Origin of the sequence: Amycolatopsis sp. NPDC024027, from assembly GCF_040638975.1 — a bacterium.
Lineage (GTDB): Bacteria > Actinomycetota > Actinomycetes > Mycobacteriales > Pseudonocardiaceae > Amycolatopsis.
In genome coordinates, this window is sequence record NZ_JBEZYY010000008.1 from 115098 (window position 1) to 132480 (window position 17383).

Here is a 17383-nt window from a genome sequence, read left to right on the forward strand (position 1 = left end):
CCGGATCAGCTGCGGGCCGGTCGGGTGCCGGTCCGCAGCCAGCCGAGCCAGCCCGCGAGTTCGTCCGGCGTGTCCGGCGCGGTGCCGTCGGCCGCCAGCCGGCGGTACACCGCGCGGACGAGCTCCGGCTGGTGCAGCAGCACGGACCCGGCCGGCCCGGTCCCCGACCGGGAAAGGGCGATGCCGAGGCCCGTCCAGGCCGTCGGGCTGTCCGGATCGGCGGACAGCTCGGCCCGGTAGCCCTCGGCGGCCTCCGCGAACCGGCCGGAAACGCCGGCGAAGTCGGCTGTGGTCGCCCCCGGCACTTCCGGCCAGTGCCGGGCGAATCCGGTGGGATCGTTGAGGGCGAGCCGGGTCAGGTCCAGCCGGGCGTGGTGCCACGGGCCGTCGGGCACCGGCGTCGGCTCGGCGTCGGGCAGGAAGCCGAGCGCCGGCCGGGGTCGCCCGGCCGACCAGGCTTCGGCCAAGGCCCGCACGACCATCGGGTCTGGCCGCAGGTGGCGCAGCCGCCAGCCGGCGTAGTGGTCGAGCAGAGCCGTGCTGGCCGCGGCGGCCTGGGGTGTCGGCACCGGTTCGCGCAGCCACGGCCCGAGCTGCTCGGCGATCCGGCGCAGGAACCGCCGTCCGTCGATGGTCAGCCCGGGGTCGGCCCGGAGCACCTCCAGGACCTGCCAGACCGCTTGCCGCCAGTAGGCGAATTCGAACTCGGCGATGCGCTGGAACGGTTCGTCGTCGAACCGGGCCAGCGCGCGCCAGAACGCCGTGACGCCGAAAAAGGCATATACGCCTTGGAAAACGCCACTGATCGGCCGCGGATCGTCGCGCCACGCGGTGTAGAACCGCTCGGCCGGGTCGTCGCCGTGCAGCTGCCGCAGGTGCAGCAACCCGCTGAGCCGGTTGTGCTGGAACTCGTGCACCAGCGAGGCGGCGAGCGACGCGGCATCGGCGGGCCGGGAAATGACGGCGCTGCCGAATGCCTCGCCACTCGACGCGCTGGTGGTGCGGAACGGCTGCATCGGCCGCGGGACGAGGGAACTGAACCCGACCGGGAACGCGTCCGCCGTGTCGGGCAGGCAGCGGACGATCAGCCGCCAGGCGTCGTCGAGCAGACGCGTCCAGTTCTCCTGTTCGTCCGCCGGAAGCCGTTGGGGGAGCACGGGTTCGAAGGAACCGCGGTACGGATCGAGGTCGTCGAGCCGCAGGGACAGCACGCGGTCACCCGAAACCGCCGTCACCTGGCGCAGCCCCCACCAGCCCGGCCCGTCCGTGGCCGGGTCGGCGGGTGCCCGGACGACCTCCCGGCCGTCGTCCAGTTCCAGCACGGCTCCGGTCCGGCGTACCTGCGCCACCCTCCATTCGGTGCCGGCCCGGAAACGGGCCACTCCCAGACCGGGGAGCATCGCGGTGCCAGCCCAGACGGGGATGGTCGCGGTGAAATCGAGACCGCCGCGGATCGCCGCCGCGGCCGCCAGCGCGTGCAGGTGGCCGGTGTGCACCCACAGCGGGCAGACACCGGTGATCTGCTTGCGCAGCAACCGGATCGTGTAGCCGGCCCACGTACCGGTGTACGGGTGCCCGAGCAGGAGGTCGACGGCTTCCGGGGCCGAGTTCTGCACCCGGGTCAGCAGATCCCAGGCGTCGTCCGGGGGTGCGAGCGGACCGCGCGCCGCCGGATCCTTCGCGACGAGGTCCGTGATCGCGCGCAGCAGGAGCAATCTCCGGCTGCGTTCCGCTTCGCGCAGGAGCCGCATCGCACCGATGTCGCCGGTTCCGTTCGCGATCGCGTCGAAATCCGCCGTCCCGATCCGGTGCACCGGCAGTTCGCCCCGTGTCACGTGTTCTTGGCGCGCCGGCATGACGGCACTGCTAGTCGTGCCAGCTGTCGTCGCGCTTCTGATCGCAGAACTGCGGGGCAGCCGATTGTTCGACCACCCGGCGCAGGGCGCGTTGCAACTCCGGGCTGTTCATGGTGCGCAGTGCGCTGAGCGGCACCGCGCTCAGATCGACCAGTGGTGCGCCCGGGTTCGCGTGTTCGAGAACTGTGTTCATGTCCATCCCCACTCACGAACGAAAAGGCCGAGTCGCCACGTCCATGATGCCCGATCGGCGGCCCCGGCAGGAAGGGCGGAAGGTAGTGAACTGATCGGCATTCGGGGTTCAGGCGACGCCGAGGACTGTGTGCAGCAACGCTGTCAGCTCGGCTTCGAAGTTCGGCCGGGCCGCCACCCGGCGCGTCCGGGCGAGGTCGTTGGCGATCGTCAGCGCCGCGTGGACCATGATTTTCGCTTCCCGTACCGGCAACTCCGGGCGCACCGCCGACAGCAGCGTCACCCACTGGGCCACGTAATCGCGCTGAACTCGCAGCAGATCCACCTTGTCCCGGTCGGGCATCGTCACCCGGTCCGCCGAGAACGACACCAGCAGTTCCGGCGTGTGCAGAATCGTGTGCACGTACGACGCCGCCAACCGGCGCAGGGCCGAGTGCTCGTCCGAGGTCTGCAGCGCGAGTTCGGCCGCCAAAGCCAGCCTGTCCGCCGCGCGGTGGCCGATCGCGACCATGAGTGCCGCTTTGCTCGGGAAGTGGCGGTACACGCTCGGGCCCGCGATGCCCGCCGCCGCTCCGATGTCCTCCATGCTCACGGCGTGGAAGCCACGCTGGGCGAACAGGGCCGTTGCCTCCGCCAGGACCTGCTCGCGGCGGGAGGGAGTGCCCAGGCTCAAAGCCGCAGACGGTGGCGGAGAAGATGGTGAAGGCAGTGTGGCGTTGAGCACACTGAGGGCCAGTTCGACCAGCAACGCAGCGAAGCGGCGGCGGGCCACCGACGTGTGGTGGACCGACACGCTGCCGAACACCGACAGCGCTGCCCAGCAGAGCAGCTCCGCGTCCTCGGCGCCCAGTTCGGGGCGCCGGGCCAGCAGGGCCTTCGACCACGCCGCCAGTGCCAGCGCCGACCGGCGGGCGATCTCGCGCTGGTCCTCCTTCGGCAGATGCCGGCCTTCCCAGCGCCACAACGCGGCGATCTCGCGCCGCTCGACCGCCTGGGAGGCGAGCCGCGTCAGCAGGGATTCCAGCTGGTCAGCGGGGGGAACCGAGTCCGACAGCGCCTCCGCCGTCGCCTCCTCCATGTCCTCGAAGCCGCTCAGGACGACGTACGCCAGGATCGCCTGCTTGTCCGCGAAGTGGCGGTACAGCGCCGGGCCGGTCACCCCCGCCGCGTCCGCGATGTCCTTGATCGACACCCCCGGGAAGCCGCGGGCGCGGAACAGCTCCGCCGCCACCGCGGCCAGCTGGGCCTTGCGGTCGCGGGGGCGCGAGCTGCGTTCGACGTCGGTCATGGTGAGTGAACGATAGCGGCTGATGGCACACCTGCAAGCCATTGACACCATGGGGTTATCCGGAGATATGTTAATGGGCATTAGCCCTACTGGCCGGTATAGTCGGCTGCGACACGGCTTAGGCACAACGACGTCCGACACGCTCGCGAGGAGATGTTCTGTGAGTAGCGAGGCCTACATCTACGAGGCGATCCGCACGCCTCGCGGCAAGAACAAGGGCGGTGCCCTGCACGGCACCAAGCCGGTCGACCTGGTGGTCGGCCTGATCAACGAACTCAAGGTCCGCCACCCGAACCTCGACCCCGCCGTGATCGACGACGTCGTACTGGGCGTCGTCTCGCCGGTCGGCGAGCAGGGCGCGGTCATCGCGCGCACCGCCGCGCTGAACGCCGGCCTGCCCGAGACCGTCGCGGGCGTCCAGCTCAACCGCTTCTGCGCCTCCGGCCTGGAAGCCACCAACACCGCCGCGCAGAAGGTCCGCTCCGGCTGGGACAACCTGGTCATCGCCGGCGGCGTCGAGTCGATGTCGCGCGTGCCGATGGGCTCCGACGGTGGCGCGCTGTTCATGGACCCGGCCACCGCCTACGACAACTACATCGTCCCGCAGGGCACCGGCGCCGACCTGATCGCGACCATCGAGGGCTTCTCGCGCGAGGACGTCGACCGCTGGGCCGTCCGCTCGCAGGACCGGGCCGAGGCGGCCTGGTCCGGTGGCTACTTCGCCAAGTCCGTCGTGCCGGTCAAGGACATCAACGGCGTGACCGTGCTGGACCACGACGAGCACCGCCGTCCCGGGTCCACCGTCGAGAGCCTCGGCAAGCTCAAGCCCGCCTTCGCCGGTATCGGCGAGCTGGGCGGCTTCGACGCCGTGGCGCTGCAGAAGTACCACTCGGTCGAGAAGATCAACCACGTCCACACCGGCGGCAACTCCTCCGGCATCGTCGACGGCGCCGCGCTGGTGCTGGTCGGCTCCGAGCAGATCGGCAAGACCTTCGGGCTGACGCCGCGCGCCCGGATCGTGGCGACCGCGTCGATCGGCTCCGAGCCGACGATCATGCTCACCGGCCCGACCCCGGCCACCGAAAAGGTCCTGAAGACCGCGGGCCTCAAGCCCGAGGACATCGACCTGTGGGAGCTCAACGAGGCGTTCGCCTCCGTCGTGCTCAAGTGGATCAAGGACCTGCACCTCGACGAGGAGAAGGTCAACGTCAACGGCGGCGCGATCGCCATGGGTCACCCGCTCGGCGCCACCGGCGCGATGCTGGTCGGCACCGTGGTCGACGAGCTCGAACGCCGCCAGGCGCGCCGCGCCCTGGTGACCCTGTGCATCGGCGGCGGCATGGGCGTCGCGACCATCATCGAGCGGGTGTGAGGACCACAATGGCCGAGAGCAAGACCATCCGCTGGGAGCAGGACGCCGACGGCATCGTCACCCTGACCCTGGACGACCCGAACCAGTCGGCGAACACGATGAACGCCGCCTTCCGCGAGTCGCTGGGCGTCACGGTCGACCGCCTCGAGGCGGAGAAGGACTCGATCACCGGCGTCGTCATCACGTCCGCGAAGAAGACGTTCTTCGCCGGCGGTGACCTGAACGACCTCATCCAGGCGAAGCCCGAGCACGCGGCCGAGCTGACCGAGGGCAGCTCCCTGATGAAGGGGCAGATGCGCCGCATCGAGCAGCTCGGCAAGCCGGTCGTCGCGGCGATCAACGGCGCCGCGCTGGGCGGTGGCCTGGAGATCGCGCTGGCGACGCACCACCGCATCGCCGCCGACGTCAAGGGCAGCCAGATCGGCCTGCCCGAGGTGACGCTGGGCCTGCTGCCCGGCGGCGGTGGCGTGTGCCGCACCGTCCGGCTGCTCGGCATCCAGAGCGCGCTGCTGAACGTCCTGCTGCAGGGCCAGCGGCACCGCCCGGCCAAGGCGCTCGAACTCGGCCTCGTGCACGAGCTCGTCGGCTCGGTCGAGGAGCTCGTCCCCGCCGCGAAGGCGTGGATCAAGGCGAACCCCGAGGGCGGCGTCCAGCCGTGGGACGTCAAGGGCTACAAGATCCCCGGCGGCACCCCCTCGAACCCGAGCTTCGCGGCCAACCTGCCGGCGTTCCCGGCGAACCTGCGCAAGCAGATCAAGGGCGCGAACATGCCGGCGCCGCGGGCCATCCTGGCCGCCGCGATCGAGGGCGCGCAGGTCGACTTCGACACCGCGCTCCAGATCGAGACGCGCTACTTCATCCACCTCGCCACCGGCCAGGTCTCGAAGAACATGACGAAGGCGTTCTTCTTCGACCTGCAGACCATCAACTCCGGCGGCTCGCGGCCGGACGGCTTCGAGAAGTACACGGCCAAGAAGGTCGGTGTGCTCGGCGCCGGGATGATGGGTGCGGCGATCGCGTACGTGTCCGCGAAGGCGGGCATCGACGTCGTCCTCAAGGACGTCTCGCAGGAGGCGGCCGAGAAGGGCAAGGGCTACGCGGTCAAGCTCGAGGAGAAGGCCCTCTCGCGCGGCAAGACCACGCAGGAGAAGTCGGACGCGCTGCTGGCGAAGATCAAGCCGACCGGTGACCCGGCCGACTTCGCGGGCGTCGACTTCGTCATCGAGGCCGTCTTCGAGAGCGTCGAGCTGAAGCACAAGGTGTTCGGCGAGATCGAAAGCGTCGTCAACGCCGACGCGGTGCTGGGTTCCAACACCTCGACGCTGCCGATCACCACCCTTGCCGAGGGCGTGCAGCGGACCGAGGACTTCATCGGGATCCACTTCTTCTCGCCGGTCGACAAGATGCCGCTGGTCGAGATCATCTGCGGCGAGAAGACGTCGCCGGCGACGCTGGCCAAGGTCTTCGACTACACGCTGCAGATCAAGAAGACCCCGATCGTCGTCAACGACAGCCGTGGCTTCTTCACCTCGCGGGTGATCGGCACGTTCATCAACGAGGCCGTCGCCGCGCTGGGCGAGGGCGTCGAGCCGGCGTCGATCGAGCAGGCCGGCGCGCAGGCGGGCTACCCGGCGCCGCCGCTGCAGCTGATGGACGAGCTGACGCTCACCCTGCCGCGCAAGATCCGCAAGGAGACCCGCGAGGCGATCGAGGCCGCGGGCGGCACGTGGAAGGCGCACGCGTCCGAGGCCGTGATCGACCGGATGGTCGAGGAGTTCGACCGCAAGGGCCGTTCGACGGGCGCGGGCTTCTACGAGTACGACTCGGAGGGGAAGCGCGCCGGCCTGTGGCCGGGCCTGCGTGACGCGTTCAAGTCCGGCTCGGCCGAGGTGCCGTTCGAGGACCTCAAGGAGCGGATGCTCTTCGCCGAAGCGCTCGAGACGGTGAAGTGCTTCGACGAGGGCGTGCTGACGTCGGTGGCCGACGCCAACATCGGCTCGATCTTCGGCATCGGCTTCCCGGCTTGGACGGGTGGTGTCATCCAGTACATCAACCAGTACGAGGGTGGCCTGCAGGGCTTTGTCGACCGGTCGCGGGAGCTCGCGGCTCGGTACGGCGACCACTTCGAGCCGCCCGCTTCGCTCGTGGAGAAGGCCGCCAAGGGCGAGATCTACGAATAGGCAGTGACTCCGTGAAGGCCACCTCGGGTTGATCGAGGTGGCCTTCACGGCGTTCAGAGCGCGACCGCCACCTCGGCGTGGCTGACGCGGGCGTCCCAGCGGCTCAATGCCCGCCGCGCGTCCTCCTCGAGAACCGCCTCTTCGTAGCTTTCGCCCGCGAAGCCGCGTACGGCATCGAGGTCGGTGAAGAACGTGATCGAGGTGAACTCGACCTCGTCGCCGTTCGGGCGGCGCAGCAAGCGGGCGCCCTGGAAGCCGGGCACGTCACGCAGGTGCTCCGCCACGTCGGTTTCGTAGTGCCGCTGGTAGTCGTCGGCTGTCGCGGTCGGAGCCCAGCCGCGCCAAGTGCGTGCGATCATTCTCGGTTCCCCAATCCGTCGAGGCGCTCGACGGTACCCGCGGTTTCCCAGCGGACGCCGGGCCCGAAGTGTCCGGTGATCTGTCCATCGGAAGTTCGCCCGGAAGCCACCGAACGCGGGTTAATCTCCGCCCATGCGCCGTTCCCTCACGGTGGCGCTCGCCGTCGCCTTGCTCGCCTCGACGTTGACAACGATGTCGGCAGCCGCCGATCTGAGTTCTGCCGACTTCGTCGATCCGCTCGTCGGCTCCGCCGGGGACGGCAACACCTATCCCGGCGCCACCGCGCCCTTCGGCATGCTCGCCTGGAGCCCCACCAGCACCCGCGGGGACCAGACGAGCACCGGCGCCGCCAACGGCTACCAGTACGACGTCACCCGGCTTCGCGGCTTCAGCCTCACCCACGTCAACGGGGCCGGCTGCAACCCCGGCGCCGCCGGGGACGTGCCGATCCTGCCGTTCGCCGGCGACGTCACCTCGTCGCCCAGCGCCGACACCGCCGACGCCGTCTACGCGAGCAACTTCACCCACGCCGACGAGGCCGCGACACCCGGCCGCTACCGGCTCGGTCTGCAGAACGGCGTCACGACCGACGTCGCCGCCACCGAACGGACCGCGATCGGCACGCTGTCCTACCCGCAGGGCAAGCCGGCCAGCCTGCTCTTCCGGACGTCGAACTCGCTCAACGGCAGCGAGGACGCCGAGACGCACCTCGACGCGGCGAACCGGCGCGTGACCGGGTCCGTGCTCACCGGCGCCTTCTGCGGGCGGCGCGCGAACGGCGGCGTCAACAACCGCAAGTCCTACTACCGCCTGTACTTCACCGCGCAGTTCGACCAGCCCGTCACCGGCACCGGGACGTGGAAGGACGCGACGCTCCAGCCCGGCGGCACCGACCAGACCGGCGGCGAGGGCTACGCCACCGGCAAGGACCGCGCCGGACGCGGTTCCGGCGGCTACGTCACCTTCGCGCCCGGCAGCCAGGTCACCATGCGGATCGCGATCTCCTACGTCTCCCTCGAAGGCGCGGAACGCAACCTCCGGGCCGAACAGCCGGAGAAGTCCACTGTGGACAGCGTGGCGGGCAAGACGAAGAAGGCTTGGAACACCGAACTCGACCGCGTGCAGGTCACCGGGGGCACCGCGAACCAGCGGATCACCTTCACCACCGCGCTCTACCACAGCCTGCAGCAGCCCAACCTCGTCAGCGACGTCGACGGCCAGTACCTCGGCATGGATCAGCGGCCGCACCGCGTCGAACGCGGGCAGGACGCGCAGTACTCCAACTTCTCCGGCTGGGACCAGTACCGCGCGCAAGTGCAGCTGCTGGCGCTGACCGAGCCGCGCGTCGCGGGGAACTTCGCGCAATCGCTGTACAACTACGCGAAGCAGAACGACGGCGTCTGGGACCGCTGGGTGCACGTCAACGGCGCGACGCACGTGATGACCGGCGACCCCTCGGCCGCGACGATCGCGACCTTCTACGCGATGGGCGTCCGCAACTTCGACTACCGCGGCGCGTTCGACTCGCTGTACAAGCAGGCGACGGTCCCGCGTCCCGAGGGCCTGCAGGACGGCGGCTGCCCCGGGCAGTGCGTCGGCCAGCGGCCCAACCTCGCGCAGTACGTCGTCTCGCACTACGCGCCCAACGACGTCTGCCACTGCTGGGGCGGTGCCGCCGAGACGCTGGAAGACTCCGTCGCCGACTCGGCCCTCGGGCAGTTCGCGGACATGCTGGGCCGTACACGCGAAGCCGCGGAGCTGCGTGCACGGGGCGCCTACTGGCGCAATGTCTTCAACCCCGGCACCGGCTACGCGCAGGCCCGCAACGTCGACGGCAGCTGGGTGACGCCGTTCGACCCGGCGAGCGACCGCGGCTTCGCGCAGGGCAGCGCGGCCGCCTACACCTGGATGGTCCCGCAGGATGTGCAAGGCCTGGCCGACGCCATGGGCGGCAAGACCACCGCCGTCACCCGGCTCGACGGGTTCTTCCACGACGCGAGCGGCAACTGGCAGCTCAAGGGCGGTGGCCCGCTCAAGTACGACCCGACGAACGAGCCCGACATCCACGCGCCCTGGCTGTACAACGAGCTCGGACAGCCGTGGAAGACCCAGGAGACCGTCCGCCAATTGGTGAACTCCGTCTACGGGACCGGCCCGTCCGGGCTGCCCGGCAACGACGACCTCGGCACGATGTCCGCCTGGTACGTCTTCGCCGCGCTCGGCGTCTATCCGCGCACGCCGGGCTCGGGCGAGCTGCTGCTGTCGAGCCCGCTGTTCCCGGGCGCCGTGATCCGGCCGGCGGGTGGCGCGCCGATCCGGATCACGACGTCGGGCCGCGGGAAGTACGTCCAGGACGTCCGCCGGGACGGCCGGCCGCAGCGCGACTGGAAGGTCGACGCGTCCTTCCTGCGCGGCGGGAGCCTGGACTTCCGCCTGTCCGAGACGCCGGCGACCTGGGGGAGTTAGGGCTCGAGCGCGAAGTGCGGGAGCCGGCGGTCCAGCCACCGCGGCAGCCACCAGGCCCTGGCCCCGAGCAGCCGCATGATCGCCGGGACGAGCAGGCAGCGGATCACCAGCGCGTCCAGCAGGACCGCGACCGCCAGGCCGAGGCCGAACTGGGCCAGCATCCGGGACGGGTCCAGCAGGAACGCGCCGAACACCAGGACCATGATCGCGCCGGCCGCGGTGATCACGGCGCCCGTCGAGGCGAGGCCTTCGCGGACCGCCAGCCGCGCGTCGCCGGTTCGCCGCCACTCCTCGTGCATCCTGGACACCAGGAACACCTCGTAGTCCATCGACAGGCCGAAGACGATCGCGAAGATCATCACCGGCACGAACGCCTCGATCGGGCCCGGCTGCGCGCTGAACCAGCCGTCGCCGAACACCAGTGTCATCACGCCGAGGGAGGCGCCGATGCTCAGCAGGTTCAGCAGCGCCGCCTTGAGCGGGATCAGGATCGACCGGAACACCACCATGAGCAGCAACGCCGAGAGCCCGACCACAACCAGCACGAAGAGCGGCAGCCGATCGGCGACGGCGCCGGCGAAGTCCGTCGCGGCCGCGACCGAACCGCCGACGAGGTAGTGACCCGGCAGCGTCGGCAGGACGTCGGCGCGCAGCCGCGTCACCAGTTCGGCGGTCGCTTCGTCCTGCGGTGACGTCGTCGGGAAGACCAGGACGGTCTTGCCCATCGGCGGCAGGACCCGGGCGATGCCCGGGGTGCCCGCGAGTTTCCGCTGCAGCGCGATGGGGTCGCCGTCCTCGGTGACGATCGCGAGCGGGCCGGTGAAGCCCGGGCCGAAGCCCTCGGCCAGCAGGTCGTAGGCCTGCCGCGTGGTGGAACCGGCCGGGTCGGTGCTCGCGTCGGCGAACCCGAGGCGCATCCCCGCGGCCGGAATGGACAGTCCGATGAGGACGGTCAAGCCGATGGCGAGCGGAGCCAGCGGACGTCGCTGGACGCCGTCGGCGAGCCGTCGCCACGCCTTGCCGTGTTCCTTCCGAAGAGCGTGCCGGCGGATGCCGCGTTCGAGCCGCTTGCCGAACAGCGACAGCAGCGCGGGCAGGAGCGTGACGGACGCGAGCATCGTCATCAGGACGGTGAGCGCGACGGCCAGCGCCACCCCGCGCAGCCCGCCGAGCCCCAGCGCGAGGAGGCCGAGCAGCGCGATGATCACGGTCGTCCCGGCGAACAGCACGGAGCGGCCGGCGGTGTCGAGCGCCCGGCGCGCGGCCGCGTCACGGTCGTGGCCGGCGAGGATTTCGGTGCGGTAGCGGGAAAAGATCAGCAGCGCGTAGTCGACGCCGACGCCGAACCCGACCAGCATCATCAGCGGCGAGGTGTAGCTCGCGATGTCGACGAAGTGCGAGACGACCGTGATCACGCCCAGTGTGCTGCCGACGGCGAACACCGCGGTGAGCACCGGCAGCCCGGCCGCGAGCAGCGAGCGGAACAGGAACACGAGGATGACCAGCGCGGCGAGCAGGCCGACGCCCTCCGCGGGGCCGCCGCTCTCGGAAATCCGCTCGATCGGGTCTCCGGCGAGCGCGACTTCGACCGGCCCGGCCCGCTTCGCGGTGTCGGCGAACTTCACGATGTCGTCGTAGGGGAGGTCGGTCGAGCCCGCGTCGAAGGTGACGGTGGCGTAGCCGATCCGCCCGTCGGCCGAGAGGGTCTCGAGCGGCTCGGTCACCGACCGCACGTGCGGCAGGGACCGGACTTCGCCCAGCATGGTGGCGATCGGCGCGCGGTGGGCGGCGAGGCCGCCGTCGGCCTTCAGCACGATCTGCGCGCTCGCGCCCGATTGGGCGGTGTGGTCGAGCAGGTCCACGACCTGCTGGGATTCGGTGCCGGGCAACGAGTTGTCGTCGTGGAACGCACTGCCGGCCAGCCGCGAGGTGAACGTGACGCCGATGAGGATCAGCGCCCAGAGCGCGACGGCGAGCCAGCGGTGGCGCTGCGCCCAGCCGGCCAGCCGCGCCAGGCCGCCGCCGGGGGTACGAGTGATGGTGTCCATGGTGGACAAGGATTCGCGAGCGGGGCCCTACCGCGCGTCGCGCAGCGGAGGACACTTCACGTCCTCCCGGCGGTGTCCCTTAAGGCCGTTCCCGTACTCCCGGGGGAGTACGGGTCAGGGTGCCAGCCACCGCGGCGTCACCGCGCCGGACTCGTAGGCGAGGACGACCAGCTGCGCGCGGTCGTGCGTGCCGGTCTTGGTCATGATGCGGCTGACGTGCGTCTTCGCCGTCGCCGGGCTGAGGGTGAGCTCGCGCGCGATCTCGTCGTTCGACAGCCCGGCCGCGACCAGGGACAGCACTTCGCGCTCCCGGTCGGTGAGCCGGTCGAGCGCGGGCGACGGCGCCGGGCGGGTGCCGCGCGCGGCGAACTCGGCGATCAGCCGCCGGGTGATCGACGGCGCCAGCAGCGCGTCGCCGCGGGCCACCACGCGCACCGCGTGGATCAGCTCCTCGGGTTCGGTGTCCTTGACCAGGAACCCGCTCGCGCCCGCCCGCAGCGCGCCGTAGACGTCCTCGTCGAGGTCGAACGTCGTGAGGATGACGACCTTGGTGTGCACGCCCGGGTCTTCGAGGAGGTGGCGGGTGGCGGCGAGGCCGTCGAGCACCGGCATCCGGATGTCCATCAGCACGACGTCGGGGTGGTGTTCGTGTGCGGCCTGCAGTGCCTCGCGGCCGTCCGCGGCCTCGGCCACGACCGTGATGTCGGCTTCCCCGTCCAAAATGGACCGGAAGCCGGCGCGGACGAGCCGCTGGTCGTCGACGAGCAGGACCCGGATCATCGGCCCATCATCGCACCGGCAGCCGGGCCCGCACCCGGTAGCCGCCGTCTTCGCGCGGCGCCGCGGTCAGTTCGCCGCCGAGCGCCCGCGCGCGTTCGGTCATCCCGCGGATGCCGTTGCCCGCCGGGGCCGCGCCGCCGCGTCCGTCGTCGTCGACGGCCACGGTCAGCTCGTCGGCGCCGTAGCCGAGCCGGACGACGACGGTCTTCGCGCCGGCGTGCTTGGCGACGTTCGTCAGTGCCTCTTGGACCACCCGGAACGCCGCGTGCTCGACGTCCGGCGGCAGCTCCCGCGCGACGCCGTCGATCTCGGTGCGCACGGTCAGCCCGGACGCGCCGACGGACTCGGCCAGCTCCGCCACCCGCTGGAGGCTCGGCCCGCCGGTCCGGCGGAGCATGCCGAGCGTCGCGCGCAACTCCTGGAGCGCGGTCTTGCTGGCGTCCTTGATCGCCCCGAGCGCTTCCTCGGCCTGCCCGGGGTCACGGCGGTGCAGCGCGGCGCCGGCCTGGACGTTGATCAGCGCGAGGTGGTGGCCCAGGACGTCGTGCAGTTCGCGGGCGATGCGCAGGCGTTCGTCGGTCGCGCGCGCCCGGGCCTCGGCCTCCTTGGTCCGCTCGGCTTCGGCGCGGTAGTGCGCGACGGCGCCTCCGGCGACCAGGGCGACGAACCAGCCGGTCATCAGGAAGAACGCGAAGTTGTCGACGTGCCGCCCGGTCCGCGAGCCGATCTCGCCCGCGGTGACACCGGCCATCGCGGCGACGACGAGCAGCGCGGCCCCGCGGATCCGCCCGGCCGCGGCGGCGTTGTAGAGCGCGTAGGCGAAGGCGAGCAGGACGAGGCCGTCGGGATCGGTGAGGGGGTAGTAGAGCGCGCAGCAGCCGAGCGCGAACCCGGCGACGCTCAGCGGGTACCGGCGCCGGAAGAAGAGCGCGGCGCAGCAGAGGACGGTGAGCACCCACCCGAGCGCGGCGTGGTGGGCGGGCTTGGCACCGTCGTTGAGGACGGCGAAGAGCGAGCCGACGAGCACCGCGACGACGACCGCGAGCTCGGCTGCGTACCGCCGTAGCCAGGACATACGCCGAGTCTAGGCGGCGGGCGTTGTAACAAAGGGTCTCCGCGCCCCGACTACGCGGCATTGTTTCGTGGCGCTAAGGAGTCTCGGTGAACAAGAAGCTGGCGTGGGTTTTCGCCGCGGGTCTGCTGGTCGCGGGCTGTGGCGCCGGCGCGGTGCCGCCGCAGAACACCGGGCACCTCGGCGTGGTGGACGCTCCGGCGTCGACCTCTTCGACGCCCGCGTATTCCGTTCCGGTCACGACCGAAGCCCAGCCCACGACGTCCGAAGCGCCCGCCGTCACCAGCGTGCCGACGACACCGCAGGCCGTCGCGCCGAAGGTGACCGCCCCGAAGACGACGGCCCCGAAACCCCCGGCGCCGAAACCGGCCACGCAGGCCGCGCCGAAGCCGGCGGCCCCGAGGACCACCGCGCAGGCCGCGCCCGCGCCCACCGCATGCGGGACGGACTACTACCGCAACTCGGACGGCAACTGCGTCCACCGGCCCAGCGACAACCCCGCCGGCGCGACGGCCCTGTGCAACGACGGCACCTACAGCTACAGCCAGCACCGCTCGGGCACCTGTTCCGGCCACGGAGGCGTCCGCACCTGGTTGTGACGAGAACACCATCCGGGCGGAAATCCCCCAGTGCGTAGGTACAGTGCATGAAGTTGCATGATGCGTACTAAGTACACACTGGGGGTGTGGTGGTGTCCCGTTCCGCGCCGTCCGGTCGCGCGATCGTCGTGGTGCTCGCCTCGTGCGGGCTCGTCGCGTCGTTCATGCAGACGCTGGTCGTGCCGCTGATCCCGGTCTTCCCGCGGCTGCTGCACGTCCCGGCGGCCGACGCGTCCTGGGTGGTCACCGTGACGCTGCTGGCCGCGTCCGTGATCACCCCGGTGAGCGGGCGGCTCGGCGACCTCTACGGCAAGCGGCGGATGATCCTCGTCAGCCTCGGGCTGCTCATCGCCGGCTCGGTGGTCTCCGCGACGACGAGCGCGCTCGCGCTCCAGATCCTGGGCCGCGGGCTGCAGGGCTGCGCGATGGGCGTGATCCCGCTCGGCATCAGCATCATGCGTGACGAGCTGCCGCCCGAACGCGTCGGCGGTGCCATCTCGCTGATGAGCGCGACGCTCGGGGTCGGCGGGGCCATCGGCCTGCCGGTCGCGGCCGTGGTCGCCGAGAACGCCGACTGGCACGCGCTCTTCTGGACCGCCGCCGGGCTCGGGCTGGCGTGCGCGCTGCTGATCCTCACCGTGGTGCCCGAGTCGTCGGTGCGCACCCCCGCGCCGTTCGACTACTTCGGCGCGTTCGGCCTGGCCGCCGGGCTGCTCTGCCTGCTGCTACCGGTGGTCAAGGGCGGCACGTGGGGCTGGGCCAGCGCGCCGACGCTCGGGCTGGCCGCGGCCGCCGTCGTCATCCTGCTCGTGTGGGGCGCCTACCAGCTGCGCCGCCGCGATCCGCTGGTCGACCTGCGGGTGTCCGCCCGTCGCCCGGTGCTGTTCACGAACTTCGCGTCGATCATGGTCGGCTTCGCGTTGTACGCCATGGCGTTGTCGTTCCCGCAGCTGCTGCAGGCGCCGGCGTCGACCGGCTACGGGCTGGGCCAGACGATGGTCGAATCCGGTCTCACCCTGGCCCCGAACGGCCTGGTGATGATGCTGCTTTCGCCGGTTTCGGCTCGGCTCATCGCCCGGTTCGGCCCGCGCCCGACGCTGATGAGCGGCTCGCTGGTGATCGCCGCCGGGTACGCGTTCGCGATCGTGCTGATGGACAACGCGCTCGAGCTGATCACGGCGTCGGTGATCATCGGCGCCGGCGTCGGCATCGCGTACGCGGCGATGCCCGCGCTGATCATGGGTTCGGTGCCGGTCACCGAAACGGCGTCGGCGAACGGCCTGAACTCCCTGATGCGCTCGGTCGGCACGGCGATCTCCAGCGCGGTGATGGCGGCGATGCTGGCCCAGCTGACGATCAGCGTGGGCGGGCTCCCGGTGCCGTCGCTGGCCGGCTTCCGCGCGACGTTCGCGGTGGCGGCGGGCGCCGCACTCGCGGGTGCGCTGCTGGCGGCGCTGGTCCCGAAGCGGCGGACCGCGCCGGAGCTGGTCGCCGTCTAGTTCTTGCGCGCCACCAGGGCCAGGCCGCCGCACTCCGTGGGGTCGGGCGGCATTTCCGCGGGGTCGTCCGGCCGCCACTCGGGGATGAACACGATGCCCGGGTCGACGATCTCGAAGCCGTCGACCAGGGCCCGGAGCTCGTCGGCCGAGCGCGGTGTCACCGGGTTGGCGCTCTTCTGGTACATCGCGACGGCGCGGGCCGTGTCGTCGCTCTGCTGCTCGTAGGTGGCGGACGACAGGGCGAGGTAGCTGCCGGGCGCGAGCGCGTCGCGGTAGGCGGCGATCAGCCGGGCGGGGTCGCGCTCGTCCGGGATGAAGTGCACGAACAGCGCCATCACCACCATCACCGGCTGGTCCAGGTCCAGCATCATCTCGGTGATGTCGTGTTCGAGGACGTCGTCGGGGAACTCGGCGTCGGCGTGCACCATGGCCGCGTTCTCGTTGTCCTCCAGCACGATCTCGCTGTGCGCCACGGCGACCGGCTCGTTGTCGACGTAGACGACCCGCGCGGTGGGGTCGACCGCCTGGGCGACCTCGTGCACGTGCCCGACGGTGGGCATGCCGGAGCCGATGTCGAGGAACTGCCGGATGCCCTGGTCCAGCCCGAACCGGATGGCCCGGCGCAGCCACTGCCGGTTGAGCCGCGCCCGCTCACGCGCGTTCGGCTGCGCGGCCAGCACCTGCTCGGCGAACATCCGGTCGACGGCGTAGTTGAGCTGCCCGCCGAGGATGTAGTCGTACACGCGCGCGGCGTTGGGCTTGTCGAGGTCGATGCCCCGCCGCGCGTACTCGTCTTCGCTCATCCGCCGCTCCCCGGAGTCAGGTGTGACGCGAGAATAGCCGTCAGCCGGCGCGCTGGTCCTTGCGGACCACCAGCGCGAGCTGGCTCGCCTGCTCCGGGTGGTCGCCGACCTGGCCGGGGTCGTCCGGCCGCCACTCCGGGGTGAACACGATCCCCGGCGGCACGAGCTCGAAGCCGTCCACCAGCGCGCGCAGCTCTGCACGTGATCGCGCGACGACGTCGGTGCCGCTGTTGCGGTACAGCTCCGCCGCGCGCCGGACCTCCTCGCCCTGGCCCTCGAACGTGCCCGACGAGAGCGCCAGGCAACTGCCCGGGACCAGCGGGTCGAGGTAGGCGGCGATCAACCCGGCCGGGTTGCGCGAGTCCGGGATGAAGTGGATGAACGCCGCCATGATCACCATCACCGGCTTGCCGAAGTCCAGCAGCCGCTCGGTCGTCGGGTGCTCGAGGACGGTGTCCGGGACCTCGGCGTCGGCCTGCACCATTTCCGCGTTGTCGTTGTCCTTCAGCACGATCTCGCTGTGCGCGACCGCGACCGGCTCGTTGTCCACGTAGACCACGCGGGCTTCCGGGTCGATCGCCTGGACGACTTCGTGCACGTGCCCCACGGTCGGCATGCCCGAGCCGATGTCGAGGAACTGGCGGATGCCCTGCTCGGCGCCGAACCGGACGGCGCGGCGCAGCCACCGCCGGTTCAGCAGGGCCAGGTCCCTGGCTTCCGGCCGCACCTCGAGGATCCGCTCGGCGAACTCCCGGTCGATGGCGTAGTTCAGCTTGCCGCCGATCAAGTAGTCGTAGACGCGAGCCGCGTTGGGCTTGTCGAAGTCGATTCCGCGCTTCGCGTGCTCCTCGGTCATCGGGCGAGGATA

At 71.1% G+C, this 17383-nt stretch carries 14 protein-coding genes; 5 read left to right on the forward strand and 9 right to left on the reverse strand.

All coding sequences use genetic code 11. The features are described 5' to 3' along the window. Positions 1 to 5: 5 nt before the first annotated feature. The 3 genes from AB0F52_RS21420 to AB0F52_RS21430 all read right to left on the reverse strand — a co-directional run bounded on the left by AB0F52_RS21420 (position 6) and on the right by AB0F52_RS21430 (position 3336). Positions 6 to 1835: an HEXXH motif domain-containing protein gene (locus AB0F52_RS21420; protein WP_360173515.1), complete on the reverse strand. Its 1830-nt coding sequence runs from the start codon at positions 1833 to 1835 to the stop codon at positions 6 to 8. A 31-nt stretch (positions 1836 to 1866) separates the two neighbouring features. After that, positions 1867 to 2055, reverse strand: a complete 189-nt coding sequence (fxsA, locus tag AB0F52_RS21425; RefSeq protein ID WP_360174011.1) for an FxSxx-COOH cyclophane-containing RiPP peptide — start codon at positions 2053 to 2055, stop codon at positions 1867 to 1869. Between the two features lie 102 nt (positions 2056 to 2157). Beyond that, entirely contained in the window at positions 2158 to 3336 is a 1179-nt protein-coding gene (locus AB0F52_RS21430) for a TetR/AcrR family transcriptional regulator (protein ID WP_360173518.1), read from the reverse strand. Between the two features lie 160 nt (positions 3337 to 3496). Here AB0F52_RS21430 and AB0F52_RS21435 point away from each other — a divergent pair, with 160 nt between their 5' ends. Both AB0F52_RS21435 and AB0F52_RS21440 read left to right on the forward strand, forming a co-directional pair. Beyond that, positions 3497 to 4708 carry an acetyl-CoA C-acetyltransferase gene (locus tag AB0F52_RS21435; protein WP_360173521.1) on the forward strand — a complete coding sequence of 404 codons (1212 nt, stop codon included), beginning with the start codon at positions 3497 to 3499 and terminating at the stop codon, positions 4706 to 4708. An 8-nt stretch (positions 4709 to 4716) separates the two neighbouring features. After that, positions 4717 to 6888 (forward strand): 3-hydroxyacyl-CoA dehydrogenase NAD-binding domain-containing protein, encoded by a 2172-nt coding sequence (locus AB0F52_RS21440; RefSeq protein ID WP_360173524.1) that lies wholly within the window; start codon positions 4717 to 4719, stop codon positions 6886 to 6888. Positions 6889 to 6941: 53 nt separating this feature from the next. Here the strand turns inward: AB0F52_RS21440 and AB0F52_RS21445 are convergent, their stop codons facing one another. Beyond that, the gene (locus tag AB0F52_RS21445; protein ID WP_360173527.1) at positions 6942 to 7247 is read right to left on the reverse strand and encodes an antibiotic biosynthesis monooxygenase; all 306 of its coding nucleotides are present in this window, start codon (positions 7245 to 7247) and stop codon (positions 6942 to 6944) included. A 133-nt stretch (positions 7248 to 7380) separates the two neighbouring features. Here AB0F52_RS21445 and AB0F52_RS21450 point away from each other — a divergent pair, with 133 nt between their 5' ends. Next, positions 7381 to 9714 carry a GH92 family glycosyl hydrolase gene (locus tag AB0F52_RS21450; RefSeq protein ID WP_360173530.1) on the forward strand — a complete coding sequence of 778 codons (2334 nt, stop codon included), beginning with the start codon at positions 7381 to 7383 and terminating at the stop codon, positions 9712 to 9714. Here the strand turns inward: AB0F52_RS21450 and AB0F52_RS21455 are convergent. The 3 genes from AB0F52_RS21455 to AB0F52_RS21465 all read right to left on the reverse strand — a co-directional run bounded on the left by AB0F52_RS21455 (position 9711) and on the right by AB0F52_RS21465 (position 13617). Next, on the reverse strand, positions 9711 to 11762 hold the full coding sequence (locus AB0F52_RS21455; RefSeq protein ID WP_360173533.1) for an MMPL family transporter: 2052 nt from the start codon (positions 11760 to 11762) through the stop codon (positions 9711 to 9713). The two genes, AB0F52_RS21450 and AB0F52_RS21455, sit on opposite strands and share 4 nt — an antisense overlap. A 114-nt stretch (positions 11763 to 11876) precedes the next feature. Continuing rightward, on the reverse strand, positions 11877 to 12542 hold the full coding sequence (locus tag AB0F52_RS21460; protein ID WP_360173536.1) for a response regulator transcription factor: 666 nt from the start codon (positions 12540 to 12542) through the stop codon (positions 11877 to 11879). Positions 12543 to 12549: 7 nt separating this feature from the next. Next, on the reverse strand, positions 12550 to 13617 hold the full coding sequence (locus AB0F52_RS21465) for a sensor histidine kinase (RefSeq protein ID WP_360173539.1): 1068 nt from the start codon (positions 13615 to 13617) through the stop codon (positions 12550 to 12552). Between the two features lie 86 nt (positions 13618 to 13703). On the opposite strand from AB0F52_RS21465, the gene AB0F52_RS21470 reads away from it, so the two are divergent. Both AB0F52_RS21470 and AB0F52_RS21475 read left to right on the forward strand, forming a co-directional pair. Beyond that, the gene (locus AB0F52_RS21470) at positions 13704 to 14213 is read left to right on the forward strand and encodes a DUF3761 domain-containing protein (protein ID WP_360173542.1); all 510 of its coding nucleotides are present in this window, start codon (positions 13704 to 13706) and stop codon (positions 14211 to 14213) included. An 86-nt stretch (positions 14214 to 14299) separates the two neighbouring features. Then, positions 14300 to 15712: an MFS transporter gene (locus AB0F52_RS21475; protein ID WP_360173546.1), complete on the forward strand. Its 1413-nt coding sequence runs from the start codon at positions 14300 to 14302 to the stop codon at positions 15710 to 15712. Here the strand turns inward: AB0F52_RS21475 and AB0F52_RS21480 are convergent. Together AB0F52_RS21480 and AB0F52_RS21485 are read right to left on the reverse strand one after the other, a co-directional pair. Further along, positions 15709 to 16515 (reverse strand): SAM-dependent methyltransferase, encoded by an 807-nt coding sequence (locus tag AB0F52_RS21480; RefSeq protein ID WP_360173549.1) that lies wholly within the window; start codon positions 16513 to 16515, stop codon positions 15709 to 15711. The genes AB0F52_RS21475 and AB0F52_RS21480 overlap by 4 nt on opposite strands. A gap of 40 nt (positions 16516 to 16555) precedes the next feature. Then, positions 16556 to 17371: an SAM-dependent methyltransferase gene (locus tag AB0F52_RS21485; RefSeq protein ID WP_360173552.1), complete on the reverse strand. Its 816-nt coding sequence runs from the start codon at positions 17369 to 17371 to the stop codon at positions 16556 to 16558. Positions 17372 to 17383 lie beyond the last annotated feature (12 nt).